The sequence below is a fragment of the Echinicola arenosa genome (genome assembly GCF_014841125.1).
Classification (GTDB): Bacteria; Bacteroidota; Bacteroidia; order Cytophagales; family Cyclobacteriaceae; genus Echinicola; species Echinicola arenosa.
On the sequence record NZ_JACYTQ010000009.1, the window covers coordinates 72,779 to 96,955 of the forward strand.

The 24,177-nt window shown below is 40.7% G+C and carries 15 protein-coding genes; 5 read left to right on the top strand and 10 right to left on the bottom strand.

The genetic code is table 11. The annotated features are described in order from the left end of the window. Positions 1-70: 70 nt before the first annotated feature. The 6 genes from IFO69_RS19390 to IFO69_RS19415 form a co-directional block, all read right to left on the bottom strand. Positions 71-2,554 (bottom strand): ABC transporter permease, encoded by a 2,484-nt coding sequence (locus IFO69_RS19390; protein WP_192011801.1) that lies wholly within the window; start codon positions 2,552-2,554, stop codon positions 71-73. A 125-nt stretch (positions 2,555-2,679) separates the two neighbouring features. Further along, positions 2,680-5,043 carry an ABC transporter permease gene (locus IFO69_RS19395; protein ID WP_192011802.1) on the bottom strand — a complete coding sequence of 788 codons (2,364 nt, stop codon included), beginning with the start codon at positions 5,041-5,043 and terminating at the stop codon, positions 2,680-2,682. Positions 5,044-5,143: 100 nt separating this feature from the next. Next, entirely contained in the window at positions 5,144-7,582 is a 2,439-nt protein-coding gene (locus IFO69_RS19400) for an ABC transporter permease (RefSeq protein WP_192011803.1), read from the bottom strand. 78 nt (positions 7,583-7,660) lie between these two features. Then, positions 7,661-10,024 carry an ABC transporter permease gene (locus IFO69_RS19405; protein ID WP_192011804.1) on the bottom strand — a complete coding sequence of 788 codons (2,364 nt, stop codon included), beginning with the start codon at positions 10,022-10,024 and terminating at the stop codon, positions 7,661-7,663. Between the two features lie 114 nt (positions 10,025-10,138). Next, a complete protein-coding gene (locus tag IFO69_RS19410; protein WP_192011805.1) occupies positions 10,139-10,837 on the bottom strand; it encodes an ABC transporter ATP-binding protein in 699 nt (232 codons plus the stop codon). Between the two features lie 200 nt (positions 10,838-11,037). Next, positions 11,038-12,288 (bottom strand): efflux RND transporter periplasmic adaptor subunit, encoded by a 1,251-nt coding sequence (locus IFO69_RS19415; protein ID WP_192011806.1) that lies wholly within the window; start codon positions 12,286-12,288, stop codon positions 11,038-11,040. 332 nt (positions 12,289-12,620) lie between these two features. Here IFO69_RS19415 and IFO69_RS19420 point away from each other — a divergent pair, with 332 nt between their 5' ends. From IFO69_RS19420 to IFO69_RS19430, 3 genes are all read left to right on the top strand, one after another. Further along, positions 12,621-14,009: a sigma-54-dependent transcriptional regulator gene (locus IFO69_RS19420; protein ID WP_192011807.1), complete on the top strand. Its 1,389-nt coding sequence runs from the start codon at positions 12,621-12,623 to the stop codon at positions 14,007-14,009. Continuing rightward, positions 13,999-15,354 (top strand): sensor histidine kinase, encoded by a 1,356-nt coding sequence (locus IFO69_RS19425; protein ID WP_192011808.1) that lies wholly within the window; start codon positions 13,999-14,001, stop codon positions 15,352-15,354. The genes IFO69_RS19420 and IFO69_RS19425 overlap by 11 nt, the downstream gene beginning before the upstream one ends. Positions 15,355-15,632: 278 nt before the next feature. Next, positions 15,633-16,712, top strand: a complete 1,080-nt coding sequence (locus IFO69_RS19430; RefSeq protein WP_225444225.1) for a phosphatidylinositol-specific phospholipase C1-like protein — start codon at positions 15,633-15,635, stop codon at positions 16,710-16,712. A gap of 104 nt (positions 16,713-16,816) precedes the next feature. On the opposite strand, the gene IFO69_RS19435 is transcribed toward IFO69_RS19430, so the two are convergent. Both IFO69_RS19435 and IFO69_RS19440 read right to left on the bottom strand, forming a co-directional pair. Beyond that, the gene (locus IFO69_RS19435) at positions 16,817-18,379 is read right to left on the bottom strand and encodes a sulfatase family protein (protein ID WP_192011809.1); all 1,563 of its coding nucleotides are present in this window, start codon (positions 18,377-18,379) and stop codon (positions 16,817-16,819) included. 44 nt (positions 18,380-18,423) lie between these two features. Beyond that, positions 18,424-20,487: a sulfatase-like hydrolase/transferase gene (locus IFO69_RS19440; RefSeq protein ID WP_192011810.1), complete on the bottom strand. Its 2,064-nt coding sequence runs from the start codon at positions 20,485-20,487 to the stop codon at positions 18,424-18,426. A 415-nt stretch (positions 20,488-20,902) separates the two neighbouring features. Between IFO69_RS19440 and IFO69_RS19445 the strand changes: the two genes are divergently transcribed. Further along, positions 20,903-21,709 (top strand): 3'-5' exonuclease, encoded by an 807-nt coding sequence (locus IFO69_RS19445; protein WP_192011811.1) that lies wholly within the window; start codon positions 20,903-20,905, stop codon positions 21,707-21,709. Positions 21,710-21,746: 37 nt separating this feature from the next. On the opposite strand, the gene IFO69_RS19450 is transcribed toward IFO69_RS19445, so the two are convergent. Further along, positions 21,747-22,481, bottom strand: a complete 735-nt coding sequence (locus tag IFO69_RS19450) for an EcsC family protein (RefSeq protein ID WP_192011812.1) — start codon at positions 22,479-22,481, stop codon at positions 21,747-21,749. Between the two features lie 60 nt (positions 22,482-22,541). Further along, positions 22,542-23,054: a metallophosphoesterase family protein gene (locus IFO69_RS19455; RefSeq protein ID WP_192011813.1), complete on the bottom strand. Its 513-nt coding sequence runs from the start codon at positions 23,052-23,054 to the stop codon at positions 22,542-22,544. Positions 23,055-23,210: 156 nt separating this feature from the next. On the opposite strand from IFO69_RS19455, the gene IFO69_RS19460 reads away from it, so the two are divergent. Further along, positions 23,211-24,077 (top strand): DUF808 domain-containing protein, encoded by an 867-nt coding sequence (locus tag IFO69_RS19460; protein ID WP_192011814.1) that lies wholly within the window; start codon positions 23,211-23,213, stop codon positions 24,075-24,077. The last annotated feature ends 100 nt before the right edge of the window (positions 24,078-24,177 follow it).

The window sequence follows — 24,177 nt, forward strand, 5'->3', positions numbered from 1 at the left end:
CTATAGTAATGATCCTGCCTTGTCGGCAGACAGGTATTGAGACTTCGCTCTTTGTTCCACTGACTTTATTTCATTCATATCGTAAAGATTTTATAGGATTGGAAAGTGCCGTTTTCAAGCTTATGGCCATCACTGTTACAATTGTAATCACAAGCATCAGGATTAAAGGCATCACCAAAATATCCCAGCCCAAATCAATTCTATACTTGAAATTTTGCAACCATTTCTTACTTACAAAGTATATAATGGGCCCACCCAAGAGGTAAGACAGCAGTAATAGCTTGACGAAATTGCTGGTAAAAATAACCAGTATATCCGATGCTGAAGCTCCCAGTACTTTTCTTATGCCTACTTCCTTAGTGTGCTGCTCAACTGTAAAAATGGCCAATCCTAATAGACCCAAAGCAGCTACAATGATGGCAAAAACGGTAAATATTCTAAATACAGCTCCAAAAGTCTTATCTGCCCTATATTGCTGATCAAAATATTCATTGAGGAAAAAATAATCAAATGGGTTTCCGGAAAATGATTGATCATATACCTTTTGAATAGCCTCCATGGTTTGCTCAACCGCAAGTATATTCATGTTCACTGAGGCAAACGTAAAACTTCCGGGAGGCGTGAAATAATACAATACAGGGTCAATATCTTCTTTCAGTGAAAGCTGATGGTAGTTTTTCAGTACACCTATGATTTCACCAGTTATAAATTCAGGTCCCATCTTAAAATATACTTTTTTTGCAATGGCTTCCTCTGAAGTTAGATAACCTAGCTGTTCCACGAGTCTTTCATTTATCAGCAAGGGTGCTGGATTATCAAAATCCTCTGTTCCATCCAAGTACAACGGCTTATCTCGATCACCCAGTCCTCTGCCTGCTACCAGTTCGAGATCGTAGGTTGAGACAAAATTCTCATCTATACCAAGTTGATAGACCACAATTCCACCCCCTTGCTCCTGATTTATTCTCCTCACCTGGTTTCTACCTTTAATTTGCTCTCCCGGAATATCAGTCGAATAGGTCACCGCATTGATCGCAGATAGTCTTTCTACTTCTTCCCTGAAATATAAAGAGCTATTTTGGTAATCGTCACTGCTTACAACAGGCCTATTCACCACAAGAATCTCATCTTTGTTATAGCCCAGATCCTGGTTTTGCATGTACCGGAGCTGTTGGAAAATAACCATGCTTCCTCCCACCAATACAATGGTCAGCACATACTGAAAAGTCACCAATGACTTTCTAAGCGTGGCACCAAACTTAGACTTGATGAATTTGCCCCTTAATACCAAAGAAGGATTATAAGAAGAAAGCAGCATGGCAGGATAAGCGCCCAAAAAGATCACCCCCAATAAAAACATCATGATCAAATATCCCCACTGTGTAAAGCTGGCAGTTCCGGAGGAAGAGAATATAAAAGCAGTCATGTCGACCTCCACCAATCTTTCAAAAGGTCCCCAAGCGATAATGACCAGTATAATCGCTATTCCAATAGCAAGCATATTGACCAACATAACATCCACAAAAAACTGAGCAATAAGCTGACTTCGAGCTGCTCCAGCTACCTTTCTGACACCCACCTCTTTTGATCTTTCCATCGCTTTTGCGGTAGAGAGATTCAAATAATTGATCCAAGCCATCAGTAAAATAAACAGGGCCAACAAAGACAGAAAGTAAACAGTCCGATCACTTCCATTGGCACTCTGCTCCAGCAACAAATGGGATTTAAGATGAATGTCAGCCAAAGGTTGAAGCGTAAAATGAGACTGGAAATTATTTTGCCTTTGAACCTCCCCTAGGTATTTCTCTGTAAATGCAGGAAACTGCTTTTCGACTGCAGATGGGTCTGCTCCAGATCGCAACAAAATATAATTGTAAAACTCTGGCCAAATCCAAGTATCATATCCCCATTGCTCTCCCAGAGTCGCAAATGAAATCAATGCGTCAAATTGCAGGTGGGAGTTTTGCGGAAGATCCTTTAAAACGCCCGTTACAGTCAAATCCAACTCTTTATTTAAGCTCAGCACCTTTCCAACTGCAGGTTCATCTCCAAAATATTTCTTTGCTAGTTTTTCAGTAATCACTATCGTCTCAGGTTCTTTTAATGCCCTTGATACATCGCCTTCTACCAATGGGAAGCTGAACACATCCAAAAGAGAAGCATCGGCCAAAAAGAGTTTTTCTACATTAAAGGTGACTGGGTTATTTTCATCTGTAAAATCTGACAATTGGCTTCCCCCGATAAACAAGGTAGCCCTGACCATCCTTGCAAAGTCCTCCACCTCAGCAAAGTCACTTTTCATGGCAGGACCCAACGCCGGATGATTAGCTGCTGTGGGAGGCACTGAAGCGAAGCTGCCAGTATACGAAATGGGAACCCTATAAATCCTTTCGCTCTTTTCGTGAAACTCATCAAAGCTCCGCTCATACCTCACGTACTGGTAAATCAAAAAGCATGTCGCAAGGCCTAATGACAGGCCTAATATATTGATCAGTGAGAACACCTTATTTTTCAACAGGTTTCTCCAGGCAATTTTTAGATAGTTTCTTAACATGGCTTTCTATAGTCTTTAGTCATGAATCTGCCTTGTCGGCAGACAGGTATTGAGTATTGGAACTTCTTTCTTCCTTCTTATTTTTAAATCTTATTTCTAGCGTCTAATATCTAGTGCTACTTTCATCACTCGTTTCGCAGTGAGTTTACCGGGTTCATTAATGCCGTTTTGATGGCTTGTGAGCTGACCGTCAAAACAGCGATCAACACCGCTCCAATACCCGCCAAAGCAAAAAGCCACCAGTCCAAGTTGATGCGATAGGCATAGGACTTTAAAAACTGACTCATCGCCCACCAAGCAACCGGAAAAGCAATCGCACAGGAGATCACTACCAATAGCACAAAATCCCTAGAAAGTAAAGAAGTCAATGATCCCACTGATGCTCCCAATACTTTTCGAATACCAATTTCTTTGGTACGGGTCTCTGCGATATAAGCTGACAGACCAAACAATCCCAGGCAAGAAATGAAGATGGTCAAAAAGGCAAAACTTGCCGCCAGCTTAGCTGACTTCTGAGAGCTTTCAAATTTCTGTGCATATGCTTCATCTACAAAGGTGTATTCAAAAGGAAAATCCGGATTATACTTGGCCAAAACTTCCTTGGTATTTGCTAGCGCATTAGCTGTACTTAGACTGGGATTAAACTTGATATGGGCTACATTGGTCCAATTGCCACTTCTGATCCCTGCCAGTATTAATGGTTCTATAGGCTCAAAGGGGTTGGTCATGATAAAATCCTTTACCACACCGACCACATGATAATCCGTATCGCTATCATTTACCAGTTGCCCCAAAGGCTCTTCAAAACCCATAGCCTTCACCGCACTTTCATTTAAGAGCATGGCCAAAGAATCACTTGGAAATCTATCCAAATCCAAGTCACGGCCACTTAATAAGGTCAATCCGGCCGTCCTGACAATATCTTCATCTATATTAAAACGGTTAAACACCGTTTTATCATCGGGATCCTTTCCCTCCCAATCAATCCCCCAAGTGTTGCTCCATATTTCTGTTAATGGAGAAAGGGTACGTGTCATCGATTCTGCCGTTCCTCCATTGATCAGCTCCTGCTTGATCACCCCATAATGCTTTTTGACATCATCCGTAAGTGGGATATAAATCAGGTTTTTTCTGTCGTATCCATTTTCCCTGTCCTTGCCGTGTCGAATTTGTTTTTGAATCACCAAAGTACTTATCATCAATATGATAGCAATGGTAAACTGTAACACCACTAAAATTTTTCGGGGATTCACCTTGGAATTGACCTTTCTAAAAGTCCCTTTAAGGACTTTCGTTGGCATAAAAGATGATAAAAAGAAGGCTGGATAACTCCCTGCCAATACCCCTGTCAGCAAAACAAAACCCAAAAGCCCCGTCCAAAACCACACACTGGTAAAATTAATGAACAAATCTTTATCGATCAGTTGGTTGAAGTAAGGCAAAATCAACTGAACAATTCCCAAGGCAATCACCCCGGCCAAGGCTGAAATTATTATGGATTCGATCAAGAACTGATAAACCAAGGCCATTTTACCTGCACCTACCACTTTTCTAATGCCTACTTCCTTGGCACGTTTTTCACTTCTAGCAGTGGTGAGGTTCATAAAATTGATACAAGCGATCAAAAGTATAAATCCAGCAATGACACCGAAAAGTCTGATCATTTCAATTCTTCCTCCAGCAATCTCCCCATTTTCAAATCTTGAATATAACCTCCAATCGGGCATGGCATGTAGAATAACCTCTGTTTCCTCTGTATTACTATGTCGTTTGGTAATATCTTTGATCTTTTCACCCACCACCTGTGGATCTGACTGATCATTTAGTTCCACATAAGTATCTACTGAGTTATTCCCCCAGTAATCATCTGACCAGCCCAACTTTTCCATGTAAGACCAAGGCACGAGATAATCAAATGAAAATTGGGTGTTTGATGGAAGGTCCTCCAATATTCCTGTTATCGTAAAAGTCTCCTGATTATTGACCAAAACCGTTTTGCCCAATGCATCAGCTGAACCAAATAATCGCGAAGCAAAATCCTGGGTAATCACAATGTCTGTAGGTTGTTTGAAAACCACTTGCTTGTCCCCTTCCAATAGTGGAAAATCAAACATATCCAAGAAGCTAATGTCAACAAAGGCTCCATCAGAAGAAATCTTTTGTTCCCCCACTGTAAAGAGTAAATTATCCATGGTGGAAAACCTTGAAAAAGCCGAAATGGCTGGATATTCCTCTTTGAGTGCAGGTCCAAGTGGTTTTGGGGTACTTCCCCAAACATGGATTTCTCCATTAAACTCTGCCCGGTTCATGACCCGGAAGATCTGGTCCTTTTTGTGATGGAACCTGTCCATGCTCCATTCATGTTGCACCAAAAGCAGGATCAAGAGGGCACTGGCCATACCTACTGCTAATCCGCCAATATTGATGAATGCAAAGCCTTTTTTATTCAAAAGGTTTCTCCAAGCAATTTTTATATAGTTCTTCCACATGGCTTTTTTATTGTATTGAGTAGTGAGACTTCAACTCTCATCTTTCTTTCATCTTATATCTTAAGTCTAGTGTCTATAATCTTGATACTAGAACCTCCATTCACTCGCTTCGCAGCGAGTTTACCGGATTCATCAGTGCTGCCTTGACTGCTTGTGAGCTAACCGTTAGCAAAGCAATAACAATAGCTGCCATACCAGCACCAACAAACATCCACCATTTCAGCTCTATCTGGTAGGCATAATTCTGAAGCCACCTGTTCATAACATACCAAGCAATGGGTGAAGCAATAAGTATTGCCAGCAAAATCAATCGTACAAATTCTTTGGACAATAAAGCAACAATACCACTTACAGAAGCTCCAAGGACCTTACGAACACCTATTTCCTTGGTCCGTTGCCTAGTTGTATAAGTAGCCAGTCCAAGTAAACCTAGACAGGCAATGAAGATGGCCAGAGAAGTGAATACCACAAAAAGCCTTGCAAACCTATGGTCATTCTTGTACAGCTGGTCAAACTGCTCATCCACGAAAGCATATTGGAATGGATTTCCGGGAAAATGCTGCTTATAAAGGGCTTCTATCGCAGAAATTGTTTCTGGCAGGTTTTCTGTCCCCAGTTTGATAGAAATATAAGGATTGTTTGGAGACAGGTAGAAAATGGTATTCTCCCGAGCATGATGTGCTGAGGACCAGTTGAAATCCTTCAAAACCCCGATTACCAGACCATGGGATAGCTCTTCGCCCAAGGCATCCTTCGGCTTATCAAAGCCTAATGAGTAGGCAGCTGTTTCGTTGATCAGGATGTGAGAAGGTTCTCCCTCTGGCACCAGGTATGACCTGTTCTTTATATCACCTGCCACCAACTCCAGTCCATAAAGATTGATAAAACTAGTATCGATTGAAGTGCCTGATGCAGCTATTTCTTCTGACTGATCTGCTGAAGCCTTCCTGAATCCATTTGTACCAAAAGCAAATCCTTTGCCCGGTATCGATCCAGAAGTGGCAATTTCCCCAACAGGTGAAAGACTGGACAATCTTTGGGTGAATGTTTCCACTGCATTTGTTCTATCTACTCCATCAGGTATCAGCTTTGGGCCAGGTACGGTCATCACCTGTTCCAAATTCATCCCCAGATCCATATGCTGCATATAGTTGACTTGTTTGTAAACCACTATAGTTCCAACAAGCAGTACAATGGATATGGCAAACTGAAATACGATTAGCCCCTCTCGCATTCTGCTCCCCCCCTTGAATGTACCTTTATTTCCTTTCAATACATCCATGGAACGAAACGATGAAAGCATCAATGCCGGATACAATCCAGAAATAAGAATGATAACAAAAAAGAGGAATGGAAATACGAACCAAAAACCTGAACTTTTCCAAAGCCAAAAAGTCAAACCCACATCTGCCAAGCTATTCACCGTAGTCAAGACGAATCCTGCAATAGCAAAACCTAAGACAGTTGAGATAAAAACTGTAAGGGCAGATTCACTAATAAACTGGAAAATCAACTGGAATTTCTGTGCTCCGACCGCCTTACGAACGCCTACTTCTCTTGCCCTGCCGAGTGCTCCTGCAATGGACAAATTAATGTAATTGAAAAGGGCTATCAACAATGTAATCAAACCGATTATGATAAAAAAATATACTGCTCTGGAGCTTCCTTTTGCAAAAGAATAAAGAGCTAAATCTTCATTAAGATAAACATCACGAAAGGGACTTGTAGTAACATATGCCCTGACATTACTTCTTTGGAAGTTCTCTTGCCTATGACGCATATAAATCTCTGTAAACTTCCTGTCAACCTCCACAGGATCTGTATCAGGTCGAAGCTGGACATAGGTGATAAAATTATTCCATCCCCAGCCCGTAGAAGGATCATTGTATTCACTCTGTTGAAAAAGACCTGACATTGGAACTAGAAATTCGAACTGAAGCTGCGAGTTGGTCGGTACATCTTTGAATACTCCATTTACCACTCCATGATAATGGAATTCCCCACCAAACCATCCTGTAACATCAAGGGAATGACCAATCGGGTCTTCTTCTCCAAAGTATTTTTTTGCAGCAGATTGGGACAACACAAGTGTCCCAGGTTCAAGTACTCGACTGGCATCTCCATACACCAGAGGAAAAGTGAATAGCTGAAAGAATGTAGAATCAACATAATAGACTTTCTCTTCTTCGAATGTTTTGACAGGATGGTCAGAATTGGAAACAACCGCACTGCCATATTCTGGGTGAATTCTTACATAGCGGCGAACATCCGGTGTCTCTTCAGCAAGTGCTGGCCCAACCTGCCATCCAGTCGCAGTATTGACACTGGGCTCTCCTTCATTTTGTACCCGACTCCAAGAAACATGATAAATATCCGAAGCATTTTCATGAAACTCATCGAAGCTAAATTCAAAAGCGACATATTGGAAGATCAATAAACAGCAAGCTATACCTATCCCAAGTCCCCCAATATTGATCATGGAATATATAGGGTTCTTCCAAAGGTTTCTCCAAGCAATTTTTATATAGTTCTTCCACATGGCTTTTTATAGTATTGAGTATTAAGTAATGAGAATTCCTTCATCTTACTTCAAGCTTCGTTCTTCCCTCTTCGTTCTTCATTCATCTCTCAATGAATTCACTGGATTTACATTGGCGGCCCGGAAAGCTTGGGTGCCCACCGTAAGCATGGCAATCAGCATAATCAACAAACCCGCTATCACAAAAACCCACCAGTCCAGTGAAGTACGATAGGCAAAACCTGACAACCACCTACTGCTTGCAAACCAAGAAAAGGGAACAGCAATGGCAATGGCTACCAAAATCAATCGGGCAAACTCCCCTGTTATCAATTTCACTATGGACCCGATTGAGGCTCCCAATACCTTGCGCACACCGATCTCCTTTTTGCGTTTCTCCGTACTGAATACTGCCAAGCCAAAGAGTCCTAGGCAGGAAATCAAAATGGCCAACGCCCCAAAATACATGGCCAAGGCCTCCACCCTTTGCTCAGCCTCATATTGGGATTGATAGTTTTCATCCAAAAATTTATACTCAAAGACATCTCCTGGACTTATCTCATGGTAAAGGCTTTCAATGCCTTTTAAAGTAGCTTGGGTATTTTTTGGGCTGATACGCACCATAATGTGCTGGGCAGTTTCTGGTTTGTATTTTAGGAAAGCTGGTTTCACATTTTCCCTAAGAGATTCGAAGTTAAAATCCTTGACCACACCAATGATTTCCTTGTCTGCTCCCCACAAGTTGACTGTCTTTCCAATAGGATCATCCATGCCCATGGCTTTGATCGCTGCTTCATTAAGAATTATTTTCGTATCCTCAGCTGCAAATTTCTTTGAAAAGGACCTCCCCTCGATCAAAGTCATATTTAAAGTTTCTATAAGGTCATATCCCACAGAAATATTTTCAAACTTCACATTGGTATTCGGATCCTTCCCAGGCCAAGTCAAACCTATAGTGGAGCTGCCAGCGCCAGCCATGGAATGAAAAATCCCAGAGGCCTGCTCCACTCCTGAAACAGCTTTTACTCGCTCAATAAAAGTCTCATAACGTTGTCCTGACAAGCCATATGGAGTTATGTTTAGGATGTTATTTTTTTGATAGCCTAGGTTTTGTTGCTTTACGTGTGAGATTTGCTTCGCCACAACAATGATCGAGATAATCATCGTCAAAGAAACGGCAAACTGAAAAATCACCAATCCCCTTCTGGCCATTACCTCTCCAAAACTTCCACGTTGAACCCCTTTCAATACACTGGAAGGTTTAAACCCAGAAAGGTATAAGGCAGGATAAATGCCGGACAAGATTGCTGTAAATAATCCAATCCCTACAATAAATGCCCACTGCTGAACAGTCAGAAACAAACTGAGGTGCTTGTGAGTGATTTGATTGAATTGAGGCAATAAGAAGTAAACCAGCACCAAGGCCAGGATTAAAGCTGTAGCCGTAAGTAATAATACTTCCACCAAAAACTGATCAATCAATTGTTTTCTATCAGCACCAATGGCTTTCTTTATGCCCACTTCTTTACTTCTGCTGATGGCTTTGGCCGTGGTAAGGTTGACAAAATTCACGCAGGCAATGGCCAGAACCAACAAGGCTATGATACTGAACAAGTAGACATATTGAATCCTCCCGCCTGCCACTTTTCCATTTTCGTAATTTCCGTGCAAATAGGTATCACCAAAGTTTTGTACCATTGGGCGAACATTGGAATCCGCAAGTTTTGATTTTATAAATCCATCGATTTTTTGGTTAAAAAAATCAACATCTGTTTCTTTTTTCAGCAAAACATAACTCATGGTATTGTGGTTGTCCCAGTGAATTCCTTCACCCAGCATCTGTTTGAAATAATCGAAGGCCATCAAAAAAGCTGGCCTTAAGGTAGAGTTTTGAGGAAAGTCTTGATACACACCGCTGACAGTAACTTCATTCGAAAAATCAAAGACCTGCCATTCCAAACTTTTCCCAACCGCCTCTTTTGGATCATCAAAAAGCTTTCTGGCCATACTTTCAGAAAGCGCCACACTATTGATATCGCTGAGAAGAGTGGATAGATTTCCATAAAGAACAGGAATCGTAAACATAGAAAACAAATCCTGATCTGCGAATAGACCATCCACTCCTATTTTTTCCATCCCACTGGCAAATGAGACATCTTCAATAAAGGGAGAAGTCGCTGCTGCACTTACAACTTCAGGCAATTCCTCTTCCATGGCATCTGCCAAAAGTCCCGGGCCGTATCCATGTGTTACTATCCCTTCCTCATTATCATGATTGGTCAGTACTTGATATAAATCATCTTTCTTATCATTAAACTGATTCATATTTCTCTCATCCTGAATCCACAAATAGATCAAGACTACACAGGCCAATCCGAAAGAAAGTCCTATCAGGTTGATCAGAAAGGTGGTCTTTTGCTTTCTGAAATTTCTAAAGACCAGGGTAAAATAATGTTTCAGCATGACGTTTTTTTTGATATTTAGTTATTTAGTGTTTCGTACTTCTGAATGACTACTTAGAAGACCTACTCTGCTCTATTTTTTCCTTTAGGTTTATATCCAGCGGCTAGCCTGCTACTAAATATGGAATTGCTCTCTAATATTCTCCGTCACCACCTTGCCATCAAACAGATTGATCACGCGGTGGGCATAATTCGCGTCATGTGGTGAGTGGGTAACCATCACAATGGTAGTTCCTTCATTGTTCAATTCTTCCAAAAGCCTCATTACTTCTTCACCATTGGCGGAATCCAAATTACCGGTAGGTTCATCGGCAAGGATAATGGCTGGCTTGGTGATAATGGCCCTTGCAATGGCCACCCGCTGTTGCTGACCTCCAGAAAGCTGCTGCGGAAAGTGATTCCTCCTGTGCATGATATTCATCCGTTCGAGCACATGTTCCACTTTTTGTTTTCGCTCACTGGCAGGCACCTTCAAATAAAGCAGTGCGAGTTCCACATTTTCGAAAACAGTCAGTTCATCAATCAGGTTGAAGCTCTGAAAGACAAATCCAATATTGCCCTTTCTCAACTGGGAACGTTTTCTTTCCGAGAACTTGGCCACCTCATGGTCTAGGAAATGGTATTCTCCTTCATCCGGATTATCTAAAAGTCCCAGGATATTCAGCAAGGTAGATTTCCCACATCCCGAAGGGCCCATAATGGCCACAAACTCCCCTTGCTTGATTTCGATATCAATGCTTTCCAAAGCCGTGGTCTCTATTTCCTCAGTGGCATAGAGCTTTTTCAGGGCGGTTGTTTTAATGACGTTTTGCATATCGTTGTCAGATGTCCGATGTCCTAAGTTTGAGTCAGAAACATCGTAGATTATATTTTATTATTTGTTGTTCAATTTTTGACCAAAAGGATGATGGCATATTCATTAGATTAGATAAAATCCTTCTCCCAATGCTTTTTCAAATTCTTAACTATTCGGCCCCTATTACTTCGTCCTTCATACTTCCCTCTTCAACTTTCCTACTTCAACAGCAGCACCTCATTGTCTCCGAAATTTTCGTAACCTGACACAACCACTTTATCACCCTCATTTAGGCCTTCCAGCACTTCGAAATGATCCGGGTTTTTTCTTCCAAGTCGTATGTTTCTCTTTTGGGCTTTATCGCCAGACTTGTTCAAAACAAAAACCCAGTTCCCGCCTGTATCCTTGTAGAAGCCTCCGGTAGGCAATAACAACAACCTCTCACTGTTCCCCAACTCCAGCTTGATACGAACAGACTGCCCCCTTCTCACTCCAGGAGGCGTCCCTTCAAGAAACAGCATGTCCACTTCAAACCTCCCCTCAGAAATGCTCGGGTAGATTTTTGAAATTTCAACTGCATAATTATCTCCTGAAAAAGAAAAGCTTCCCCTAAGACCTTTTCTCACTCTCGGCAAATACAGCTCATCTATCTGAACCCTTACCTTAAATTCATTCAAGATATCGATCTGTCCATATCTTTCACCAGATTGAATGGACTGGCCTATTTCTATCTTTTCTGTAGCCAACTGCCCAGTAATTGGTGCAGTGATGATCAGGTTATCCAAGATATGGCCTACACCTTCCAGGGACTTTTGCATTCTGGCCTCTGAAGCTTTTAACTGTTGCAGCTGGATGGACCGTGCGATGGAGTCATTCTTGTAAGACTCATAGGTCAGTTGCCTTCTCTTGATATTGTATTCATATTCTTCTTTTACCTCCTCTAGCTCTCGGTCAGATGCCAACTTCCTCTCATGCAACTCTTTGAACCGTTTATACTGAGGCTTCAACAAACTGATTTGATAATCAATTTCAGCTAGCTGTCCTTGTTGGTTAAGATCATTCTGATCCAATAACAATCTCGTTTGTCGAAGATTATTGATCTGTTCGTACAACATGGTTTCCCTTTGCATTACATCCAACTGCAAATTGGAATTGGTCAAAGTCAAAATGGTATCTCCAACTTCAACAAAGGCTCCAGACTCCCTGACCACTTCTTGTATTATCCCTCCTTCTATCGCATCCAAATAAAAGGTCTCTGCCGGTTGCATGGTGCCAGATACGGTGATATAATCCTTGTATTCTCCCTCGCTTACAGTAGCTATGGATAATCTTTCTTTTTCTACATATAGCGAACTTCTATTATCAGCAAATAGCAACTGGTAAACTATTAAGGACAATACGGCTACTCCAATAATAATCATGGCGATAAACTTTGGCGTCCAGGTCTTCTTTTCAATTTTTCTATCCATGTGCAAAAACTAGTTTCCCTTTAATGGGCAATAGGTCTTTGCCAATTTACATGCCAGTGAAAAACGGTCTAAAATGCCTCAACAAGGACTTTTTATAAATTAGTGCTGTTTCTCTTCGAACATTTTCGTTCGCTGGCGGACGAAAAAATCAAAAGCTTGAAAACTGATGAGAATAGCTTCCCTTCACCTCAAAAAATAAAAACTACTTATATTGTCCGGAAACGACTATATTCAAAATATTAATCGTTCTTTTTGGCTTTCGGTATGCCGTTTGGAATAATTGGCTCGACAGGTTGGCTGTCACCTTATCCTGATACAATTAGATATTTAAAATGCGAACACCAAAAACAGGGAACTTATTGATCATTGATGACAATGAGGATTTGCTCAAAGCCGCCAAGATTTTTTTAAAGAGGCACTTTGTGAAAGTGGACACGGAGACCAACCCTGACCTGCTGCCCATATTGCTCCATAATGAGCAATATGATGTGATCATGCTGGATATGAACTTTACCAAAGACGTCAGTAGCGGGCAAGAAGGGTTTCAACATCTGGACAGGATTTTATCCATTGACCCTTCTGCAGTAGTTGTATTGATCACTGCATATGGAGATATTAATTTGGCAGTGAAAGCCATCAAGGAAGGTGCTACGGATTTTGTTCTGAAACCTTGGGATAATGATAAACTGTTGGCCACCTTACATTCGGCACTTAAGCTGCGTCAATCCAAACTTGAGGTAGCAGACCTTAAAAACCAGCAACAATTGATATACGCCGATATAGACCGTAAATTCAAGGATATTATCGGTCAGAGCCAAGCCATGCAAAAGGTTTTTGACACGATAGAAAAAGTAGCTGCCACAGATGCCAATGTAATGATCTTGGGAGAAAACGGAACCGGAAAGGAACTAATTGCCAGGGCCATTCACCGCCACTCCAAGAGGTCCAGAGAAGCATTTGTGGGAGTGGATTTAGGTGCTATCACCCCTTCACTTTTTGAAAGTGAACTATTTGGACACAAAAAAGGGGCATTTACCGATGCCCGCGAAGATAGGATTGGGCGTTTTGAGCAAGCGGATAAAGGCACCTTATTTTTGGATGAAATCGGCAATATCCCCATGGCCTCCCAATCCAAGCTTTTGGCAGTTTTACAAAACCGGACGGTCACCAAAGTAGGCAGCAACCAGCAAAAAGAAATCAATATCCGGCTTATTTCCGCGACCAATATGCCATTGGCAGACATGATCAGAGAGAATACTTTCAGGCAGGATTTACTTTACCGACTCAATACCATTGAAATCAATTTACCTTCCCTTAGAGATCGTACAGAGGATATTCCTCTACTTACTGACCATTTTATCGCATTCTACTCAAAAAAATACAGCAAGGATATCCGTAAAGCCAGTGATTCCCTGCTCAAACGCATGCAGAAATACCAATGGCCAGGTAACATCAGGGAACTTCAACACGGTATCGAAAGGGCAGTTATCATGAGCAATAAGCATGTCCTCCAGCCTGAGGACCTCTTTTTTCAAAACCCGGGAGATGTAGACAGGTCTAGCGAGACCGTCAGTTTGGATCATTTAAATATTGAAGATGTCGAGAGAATATTGATCCGAAAGGCATTGCAAAAGCACAATGGGCATATTACTAAAGCAGCGCAAGAATTGGGGCTTACCAGGTCTTCACTGTATCGTAGACTCGAAAAATATGGCTTATAAGTCGGCTATAGGTCATATTATCACCAGGGTATTGTTAATCCTCCTGACTATTCTATCGGGGGCTTACCTCCTCTTTAAACTAAATATAATTTTTGGTCCGGTATTGCTTTTAGGTATCCTGATACTTCAAGTTTTTGAGTTGATTAAGTACAACCAAAGAACTAATGAAAAAATCACCCGATTCCTCGAATCTATCCAATATGCTGATTTCACCTCTTCCTTTAGCCATGATAGTCAACTGGGAGGTTCTTACAGACAATTGAACCAGGCTTTTAACAAGGTGATGGATGAGTTCAAAAAAACTCGGGCAGAAAAAGAAGAACAAGTACTTTTTCTGCGAATTATCATCCAACATATCAATATTGGTATCATCTCTTATAATACCACAGGAAAAATTGGTTTGGTCAACAATGCTGCCAAACACCTTTTGCAAATCACCCAGTTTAAAGATATCCATGACCTAAAAAAAATCTCCCCTGAATTTTTGGAGCAAATCCTTTCCCTCAAGACCGGTGAGGACCTCTCCACCAAAATCAACGGTTCACTGCATCTCAATGTACGCTGTACTGAATTGAAAATGGGTGGAAAACAATGGTTCTTACTTTCCTTTCAGGATATCAGCGCAGCCCTAAAGCAACAGGAGCTGGACGCTTGGCAAAACCTGACCAAAGTACTCCGCCATGAAATCATGAATTCCATCACTCCTATTGCCACTTTGGTCAATTCCCTTCAGACCATTTTGGAGGAAGATGTCTATATAGAAGGTGGTAAACATATCATTTTGGATGACGGTTTTGAAGACCTTCAAGAAGGTTTGCAGACCATTTCAGGAAGGAGCCGAGGCTTGGTGGGGTTTGTCAATGCCTACCGGGATTATACAAGTATTCCCAAACCAGAAAAATCGTATTTCAGTGTACAAGCTCTTTTTGAAGACATCAGCACCTTACTAAAAGAAAGTTTGGAGCAGAATCAAATTCAATTGATAAGTGAGGTTATTCCCCAAGAGCTGTGCATCCATGCAGATCGTGAGCAAGTTTTGATGATCCTGATCAACTTGGTCAAAAATGCCAGAGAAGCATTGGAAAAATCTAACAATAAAGTAGTTCAGCTTAAAGCAGGCAAAACCATGTCCAACCATCCTTTTATCCAAGTGGTCGACTTCGGCCCGGGTATCCAGCCAGCCTCTTTAGAGAATATTTTTGTGCCATTTTTTACTACCAAAAATCAAGGAAGCGGTATTGGTCTGGCCATTTCAAGACAGATTATGAACATGCACCGCGGAAACCTAGAGGTACAATCTCTGCCCAACAAAGAAACTGTTTTCACTTTGCGATTTGAATCATAAGCGTTTAGGAAAATTACTATTCAATATTATTTGCTTCGGTCTTCCGACTCTTAGCTCCTGATCATTTTAACAAAGTTTTAAGGTTACTGGTATCAATTCGGCTAATAAGAACCCTGAATATTATGACTTGACTTCTAATTTAAAGCTTAAAGCATTTTTTAAAATAGTTTATGTGCCTTCCACAAATCATAACATTTTGTTTACTTAAAGGTCAAGCTAACCTAAATAAACCTTAGCAAATTAGCGGAGCAATTTTAAACCAATCGGAAAAGATCAAAATGAAAAAATTCTCCATTTTAGGAACGCTAACACTTGCAATACTTTTACTGTCCTGCGAGCAATCCCATACTGACCAAAAGGAACTTCAAAAAATGAATGAGCTGCAGGTCATCGGGAGTCACAACAGCTATAAAATAGGCATTGAACAGCCAGTTTTAGACTTTATCGCTAAAAAAGATTCTATGACAGCGCTATCCTTGGCATATGAACATATCCCTCTTTCTGACCAACTCGACTTAGGACTTCGAAACCTAGAAATGGATGTTTTCCATGATCCACAAGGAGGGAGGTACAAACACCCAAAAGCCATCGCTATGCTTAATGCTAGAGGCATTTCCACACTCCCTTTTGATGAGGCCAATAAGCTTAATGAACCAGGGTTAAAGATGTTCCATGTTCAGGATATCGACTTCCGTAGTCACCATTTGCTTTTTAAAGACGGCTTAAAAGAGCTTTTAAGTTGGAGCAAGCAAAACCCTAAACACAGCCCGATTATTATTCTTATCAATGCCAAAGATGACAACTCACCTGAGGTCACCCCTGCTTTGCCCTTTACTGCCGCAGCTTTGGATAGTATCGATCTGGAAATTCGCGCTGTCATGCCCGCTGAAAAGCTAATCACCCCTGATTTGGTTCGTGGAGACCACATCTCTTTGGAGGAAGCTGTCACTACAAACGGATGGCCTGCTTTGGATGAGGTAAGAGGCCGTTTTCTTTTTGTCTTGGATGAAAAGGAAGTCAAGATCAATCGCTACCTAGAAATGCACCCCAACCTCCAAAATGCAGCGTTGTTTGTCAATATTAAGGAAGGAAATCCTAATGCAGGTTTTAGAATCATCAATGATCCTGTTAAAAACCATGATCATATCAAAGATCTGGTAAGCAAGGGGTATATGATCAGAACCCGCGCAGATGCAGGAACCCTAGAAGCCAGGCATAACGATTATAATCGATTTGAGCAAGCAAAAAGCTCTGGAGCCCAAGTAATTTCAACAGACTATTATGTACCTAGCAAATTGTTTGAATCTGAATTTCAAGTCCGCTTTGAAGATGGCAGTTTTGAACGGGAAAGACCTTAAGTAAAAATAAGTAAGCTGCCAAAAATTACTTCACAATCTATATTGATTAAAACAGTAAGAGGCCTCTTAAAATCAGGCCTCTTACTGTTAAATTTTAAATACCACTACTTCAATTCCAGCGCTTCAGTTTCTGTATTTTCCGCACCTCTGATTTCTTGGAATTTGGCTTTCATTTCTTCCAATTTTTCCGGATTACTTGCTGCTAAGTTATTTTGCTGGCCAATATCTTCTTTCAGATTGTAAAGTTGATATTCATCAGAATTCCCTATTTCGATATTTACAGATTTAATTACTGCTGGGCCATCATAAGGAGGAATCATAATCCAATCTCCTTGTCTCAGGGCTGTACGGGAAGTGGCTTCTAAGACTAATTGATCTCTTCCATCTTCAGAATTCCCCATAAATGCCTCCAACAAATTTTCACTATCCTGACCTTTATGGTCACTTCCAACCAAGTCAGCCAATGAAGTCAACAAATCCACCTGACAAACCAGTGCATCAGACACCTTAGGTTCAATTTTACCTTTCCAATATACCATAAATGGCACTCGGGTTCCCGCTTCAAAAAGGCTGTATTTACCTCCTCTTAGTGGGCCTGCAGGTGTATGGTCTCCCAACTTTTCTACTGCATCATCATAATACCCGTCATTCAACACAGGGCCATTGTCGCTGGAGAAAACAATCAAGGTATTCTCCATCAGTCCTTCTTCTTCCAAGGTTTTCAAAAACTCTCCAACACACCAGTCTGCTTCTATGATCACATCCCCTCTTGGTCCCAAACCGGAAGTACCTTCAAATCTTGGATGTGGTGTACGCGGTACATGGGGTTGTTGCAAAGCATAGTACAAGAAAAACGGTTCATCTTTATGTTGCTTCACATAGTCTTGGGCCTTGGCCAAAAAATGGTCTGCCATATCTACATCGCTCCATTTAGCTGCTTCACCACCTTTCATAAAACCGATTCTAGGAACTCCATTGACAATGCTGTTATTATGGCCATGGTGCCATTTCATCGTCAGCATTTCTGGATTATCTTTTCCGGTAGGTTCACCTTCAAAATTCTTTTGATAGCTAACTTCAATAGGATCATTGGGATCCAAATTAACCACATGCCCATTTTCAATATAAACGGTTGGAACCCGATCCTGCGTAGCGGCCAAAATATGGCTATAATCAAAACCTACTTCATTAGGGCTTGGGCTGATTTTTTCATTCCAGTTCACATCGCCACTGCCCAATCCAAGGTGCCATTTACCCACAATGCCCGTGAAATAACCTTGTTCCTTCAGCATCTTAGGTAAGGTAAGCTGCTCGGTACCGATCAAAAGCGGAGCCGTTCCTGGAAGTATTTTGGCATTTTTATTTCTCCATGGATACATACCTGTTAGTAAAGCATAGCGGCTTGGTGTACAGGTGGCAGATGTAGCGTAACCATTTGTAAAACGCACACCACCATTGGCCAATTTATCCATATTGGGTGTGCTTAATTCAGTGGCACCATAAGCACTGACATCACCATAGCCTAAATCATCCATATAGATAACGACTATATTTGGTTTTTTGTCGGCACTTGGTTCTTCTACTGTTTTAGACTCTTGCTTGCAGGCCCAAGAGCTTCCTAAGATAAAAACTGCAAGTGTAAAAATTTTAAGATTTTTAATATTCATATTTAAAATTAATTAACTGATTATAAACAGTTTAAAGAAATACTTTACCTAAAGAAAGCGCTATTAGGTACCTCCTGATCACTTTGATTGGCTCTGCTCCAGTTTAGTTTGACTGAAGCGGATTTTTTGCCTTCCTTATTTAAATAATAAAACTTAATTGGGTGCAGCCCTTTTTCCAAAAATACTTTTCCTTCAGGTTGGTCTTGATTGTGGTAATTTCCATCCAATACACCAATGTCATGAATTCTCATGTACACTTTTTGTTCAGTTTTACTGGTTGAAAATCTATATTCTCCGCTTTCTGGCACTTCTATGTATCCTTCAAAAACGGCCAGATTACCTTTGTCAGACAATCCTGAATCAGAAATAGAAACCACTTTTTCACTGGCTTTTGTCTTTCCAACCACTTGTGGGATGTAATCCGTATTCACCAAGTAAGTATTTAGCAATAAACCTGACCTTACTTTCATTACCTCCAAAGCTGGCACCAAAGCTTCATCATAAGGTCTCTTGGCCTCCGGGTCTGCTATTCTTCTTCTAAGTACCATTTGCTTAAATTCAGCTTGCATTGCGCTTTGAGAAGCTGCTATATTTTGTGCTTGCTGAGGGTCAGCGGTCACATCATAAATTTCAAAATCATCCGTTTGATCAGTAATATTGTATCGGACACCAACCATATTGCCTTTTCTGATCATCTGCATCTGTCCCCGTTTCTTACCTTGGTGTTCTTCGGTAAATTCAGCATATCGTGGTACATTCCCATTTTGAAAATATTCCACATATATTTGGCTCTCTTTCTGTTTCCCTTTTCCTGTCAAGGAAGGTAATAAAGAAACCCCATCTGATCTCACCGGTGCAGCTGTACCTGCGGCATCTGCAAAAGTAGGCAACCAATCATAGGAAATGCTAGGTTCATCTACTACCGTATTTTCTTTGATGCTTCCAGGCCAATGAACGATTGTGGCCGTGCGAAGTCCTCCTTCATAAACATCTCTCTTTATACCATCAAATTCGGCGAAATTATTGAAGAATTCAGGAGTATAATCCACATACTCTTTCGGAAGGTACGATTCCCTTGAAGGTCCATTATCTGAGGTAAACACAACCAAGGTATTTTCATCGATTTCTAAATCTTTCAAAAGTTGCAAAATATCCCCTACTTGGTCATCTATCCTTCTATTGACCGATGCGTAGCGTTTATAAGTATCTGGCCAAGGTTTCTCTGGAGTAGTTTCATCTTTATCATCATCATAAGTAGCCGAAGCAAATTCTGGATAAATAAAGGAATCCACTTCTCCTGATGCCGTGTTGATCATGTTTCCTGGAGTTCCTATCCATTGCATGCCACCTTTTAGGCCACCACCTGCTGGATAATCCTGAGTGGGTAATTCAAGCACAGCATGAGGTGTATCATAAGACAGGAACATAAAAAATGGTTGGTCACCTCTGCGCTCTTGGTGGTCAACAATGTATTTTTTAGCCTTTGCAGTGAACAAGTCTCCTGTATAACATTTGTCCAAGCCTTGGACAATTTTATAATCTTCATAGACCTCCTTGGCACCTCTATACACTCCTTCTACAGGATAATGCTCATGCCCGTCCCTATGTCTGATATATCCAAAATAATGATCAAAGCCTTTTTTTAGTGGATGTGATGGCCAATCAGGACCTTCTCCCCCACCTTGAAGCCCCCACTTACCAATTGCAACGGTTTCATAACCAACCGATTTCAGCACCTCAGCTACTGTGTAATTGTCTCCCAAATACTTATCAAATTGATTGTCGCGTACATGGGCATGGCCTTGGTTTACGCCCATTAAGATAGAAGCCCTAGATGGTGCACACACTGGGGCAGCAGTATAGTGGTTGGTCAGCATCGCTCCTTCTGCAGCCATTCTGTCCAACTCAGGGGTTAATATCCACGGTTCGCTTCTATCTCCCTTGTCCTTTCTGGAATTTTGAAAAAAAACACCAAGATCTCCATATCCAAGATCATCCGTAAGAATAAAAATAATGTTGGGTTGCTTTTGCTCCTGTGCTACAGATACTTTAGGTCCAGTCAATAGAACCATAAAAGCCGCAGCAACTAGCTTATTCAGTTTAGTCATAACTATAATTTGGGTTAATATTTGTTCTGTACAAAACACTTTGACAGCTGGCTATTACCACCAAGATTTTCTCTACTTTTAACCGTCCAATTTATTAAAAAAAAACTGCTTTGTCATCGCTTCCATACTAACCTAATGAAAATATTATCTTTTAAATCCTTATGTTTGATTATTTGGTAGCTATCTGGTTTGAACGGTAATTCCTTTTCGGGCGAATTGCTAAACTTCATATTTTCGGCTTTTATCTAATCATTTCAAAAGCCAAGCTTAATATTATCACTCCTCTATTCATTATAATTTTAAAACCTTATCCTTATCTTTGGAAGTAAATAAATTTCGCTCTTAAAAGCTAAGAATGATGGGTTTCTCCTTAATGTAAAGGAAGTCATGCAATCCATCGATAAACATTTAAAAAATGAATTTAAACTTAAAATCACCAGTTGCATTTTTTGATCTTGAGGCCACAGGGATCAATATTTCTACGGATAGGATTGTAGAAATATCCATTATAAAAGTTCATCCAAACGGAAAAGAGGAAATCAGGACTGAAAAGGTAAATCCAACTATCCCCATTCCAAAAGAGGTTTCTTTGATTCATGGCATCTACGACGAAGACATTAAGGACGCTCCCACGTTTAAGGATATTGCGAAGGAAATGCACCAGTTTTTGGAAGGTGCCGATTTGGCTGGTTTTAATGTACTCAAATTTGACATCCCCCTTTTGGTAGAAGAATTTTTAAGAGCAGGAATTGACTTTGACATTGAAAAAAGAAATTTGCTGGATGCTCAGAAAATCTTCCATATGATGGAAAAAAGGAATCTGTCGGCAGCCTATAAATTTTACTGCGGAAAAACCTTAGAAAATGCCCACAGTGCAGAGGCGGACACGATCGCTACTTACGAGGTTTTCAAGGCACAGGTGGAACGATATGAAAATGAAGAAGCCATAGACCTGCAAGGCAATAAACTTGGCATCATACAAAATGACATGAAAAAGATCCATGCCCTGATCAATGAAAAAATGGTGGATCTAGCTGGAAGGTTCATTTTCAACGATGAAGGTGTGGAATGCTTTAACTTCGGCAAGCATAAAGGCAAACCGGTTGAAAAAGTATTGCAGGAAGAACCAAATTACTATGACTGGATGATGAAAGGAGATTTCCCTCTAGATACCAAAAGGAAATTTACCCAAATTAAATTGAGAAGTTTCAATAACCGATAGAATCAAAAGGCTGCCATTTGGCAGTCTTTTTTCTATTTTATTCAATGGCACCTTTCTGTTCAAAATACCTCATGCGGTAACATTGCATGGCTGTTTTTCCCAAATGGTCTGACAATTGCCAATTGGCAATCGCTCCTACACCCGCACCAATTACAGGAATCAGCTGGGCCAATTTGGCCAAATCCATATAATCCCTGTACTCTATCTGAAAACTCCTCCAATCAAAAGAGTCCCCCTGATCCGGCAAGGTCGCTTTGTGGCTTGACCAATTCTCCAATACTTTTATCACTTCCAGTCTTTTCTGTTGACTACAAAATGCCAGTTGGAAAACATGAAGAATAAATAAGCGCTCTTTAAAGTCTTTGACATCATGACCATACATTGATGCAACTTCAAACAGCATTTTCATTTTAATGGCCAAAAAAGCAGGAAAATCCACAAAGCCCATTAAAATCCCCCCTGCTCCAGTCACCGCTCCTTCCACAGAAGCCGTTCGTTGATACCACTTTATTTTATGCTTTATTTTAGCTTCCCGTTTTCCAAAAGCCACTTCTCCTGAAATGGTAGTGTTGATGTAGGTGGAACCAAAAAGAACTCCTTTCACCATCTTTTCGATGGCAAAAGTAATGGCTTGATGGATTTTGTCTGGAATTATATCATTAATCTTATGCTGGATGCCTTTGGTCATCCGATTAAAAATAGATGGATGCTTTTTGACTTTCCTGAGCCAAGCATTCATTTCATAAAAGGCTATTTCTTCATATAGCAGCATGCGGTTATGTCTTGATGGATATCATTTATTTTTATGCAAATTTAGTTCCAAAGAACCGTCTTATGGGTGGTTTAAACTCCCCCTTTTCCCTAATTCAACGACTCGAAGATTTTTTGGTTGGCCTGCTACCAATTCAAACTTAAGCATGGTTTTTACTTGGTGAAAGCCATGATTGCCAATTGCACCGGGATTCATATAGAGACAGTTCAACTCTTTATCAAACTCCACCTTACAGATGTGAGAATGACCACAGATAAAAATCGTCGGCCTTATTTCCTTGATCCTCTTTTTGACTCCCGTTGCATACCTCGGAGGTTTGCCTCCAATATGGATCATCATAACACGAGCATTTTCTACCTCAAAAACCAATTCTTCGGGAAATTTTTCCTGAATGCTGGCATCATCAATATTACCAAATACAGCTCTTACCTTTTTTCCTTTGGGCAAAGCTTCCATTACTCTTTCGGAACCAATATCTCCTGCATGCCATATTTCATCCACATCCTCCAAGTGAGCAAGGGTTTTATCATCTATAAAACTGTGGGAATCTGAAATCAAGCCTACTTTTACCATAATTTTTTACTGCTTTATTCAAGACAATAATGTATTCTGCCTAACAAAGAAATAGAAATAAATCGCCCCATAAAAGTGAAATCAACAATTAACAGAAGGCAGTTCTTTTCTTAGAAGTATTTGCTATTTTTGGTTTTTTAAAAACAATAAGACTTTATGGCATCAGGTTTTTTTGCAATTTTAGACGACATCGCCACACTGATGGACGATGTGGCTTCCATGACCAAAATAGCAACTAAAAAAACAGCAGGAATCTTGGGAGATGATTTGGCAGTAAATGCTGAAAAAGCCTCTGGTTTTGCTTCCTCAAGGGAAATTCCTGTTCTTTGGGCTATTACCAAAGGTTCCTTGGTCAATAAGCTCATCATCTTACCGATAGCATTTTTACTGAGTTCTTTTTTACCCTCAGCCATCACGATAATCCTGATCATTGGAGGCATTTATTTGGCTTTTGAAGGAGCAGAAAAAGTTTACCACCTCTTTGTGCCTCACGATCAGTCCAAGAAAGAGGCCATCAAAGAAACCCGTACCAAAGAAGAAATCCTCGCTTTGGAAAAAGAGCGCATCAAGTCAGCCATAGTCACTGATTTTATCCTCTCCGTGGAAATTGTCATCATTGCCTTGGGAGCTGTAGTGGGAGAACCGCTTATCAACCAAATTATCATTGTCACTTTTATTGCCATTTTGGCCACTGTTGGGGTCTATGGTATTGTTGCACTGATTGTTAGAATGGACGAAGCGGGCTATAAGCTCATGGCCAGGAGCCAAAAGAAATCAGGTTTTATTTTTGGACTTGGAAAAGTATTGGTAAGTGCACTTCCTTTGGTCATCAAAGCTTTGGGGATTATCGGCACCTTGGCTTTGCTATTGGTTGCTGGAGGAATTTTCACTCACAATATTGAATTTCTCCACCATTTCGCCCCTAGTATCCCCGCTTTCATCAAAGATTTTGTAACAGGACTTGTCATAGGTTTTATTGCGCTAATGGCTTATAAGCTGATCAAAAAAATCATTGGCAAATAAAGTTGACCAAAAATGGCCAACAAATCCTTCCCAAAAGCTCTTAGGAACGGTTTATGCTTGTATTACCGTGTGAATTTTTGACTTCATTTAATATAAACTG

Bases quoted from the DNA above. Each gene is read 5' to 3' on its own strand.
- IFO69_RS19390 (WP_192011801.1), bottom strand. From the start codon at position 2,554: ATGTTAAGAAACTATCTAAAAATTGCCTGGAGAAACCTGTTGAAAAAT.
- IFO69_RS19395 (WP_192011802.1), bottom strand. From the start codon at position 5,043: ATGTGGAAGAACTATATAAAAATTGCTTGGAGAAACCTTTTGAATAAA.
- IFO69_RS19400 (WP_192011803.1), bottom strand. From the start codon at position 7,582: ATGTGGAAGAACTATATAAAAATTGCTTGGAGAAACCTTTGGAAGAAC.
- IFO69_RS19405 (WP_192011804.1), bottom strand. From the start codon at position 10,024: ATGCTGAAACATTATTTTACCCTGGTCTTTAGAAATTTCAGAAAGCAA.
- IFO69_RS19410 (WP_192011805.1), bottom strand. From the start codon at position 10,837: ATGCAAAACGTCATTAAAACAACCGCCCTGAAAAAGCTCTATGCCACT.
- IFO69_RS19415 (WP_192011806.1), bottom strand. From the start codon at position 12,288: ATGGATAGAAAAATTGAAAAGAAGACCTGGACGCCAAAGTTTATCGCC.
- IFO69_RS19420 (WP_192011807.1), top strand. From the start codon at position 12,621: ATGCGAACACCAAAAACAGGGAACTTATTGATCATTGATGACAATGAG.
- IFO69_RS19425 (WP_192011808.1), top strand. From the start codon at position 13,999: ATGGCTTATAAGTCGGCTATAGGTCATATTATCACCAGGGTATTGTTA.
- IFO69_RS19430 (WP_225444225.1), top strand. From the start codon at position 15,633: ATGAAAAAATTCTCCATTTTAGGAACGCTAACACTTGCAATACTTTTA.
- IFO69_RS19435 (WP_192011809.1), bottom strand. From the start codon at position 18,379: ATGAATATTAAAAATCTTAAAATTTTTACACTTGCAGTTTTTATCTTA.
- IFO69_RS19440 (WP_192011810.1), bottom strand. From the start codon at position 20,487: ATGACTAAACTGAATAAGCTAGTTGCTGCGGCTTTTATGGTTCTATTG.
- IFO69_RS19445 (WP_192011811.1), top strand. From the start codon at position 20,903: ATGAATTTAAACTTAAAATCACCAGTTGCATTTTTTGATCTTGAGGCC.
- IFO69_RS19450 (WP_192011812.1), bottom strand. From the start codon at position 22,481: ATGCTGCTATATGAAGAAATAGCCTTTTATGAAATGAATGCTTGGCTC.
- IFO69_RS19455 (WP_192011813.1), bottom strand. From the start codon at position 23,054: ATGGTAAAAGTAGGCTTGATTTCAGATTCCCACAGTTTTATAGATGAT.
- IFO69_RS19460 (WP_192011814.1), top strand. From the start codon at position 23,211: ATGGCATCAGGTTTTTTTGCAATTTTAGACGACATCGCCACACTGATG.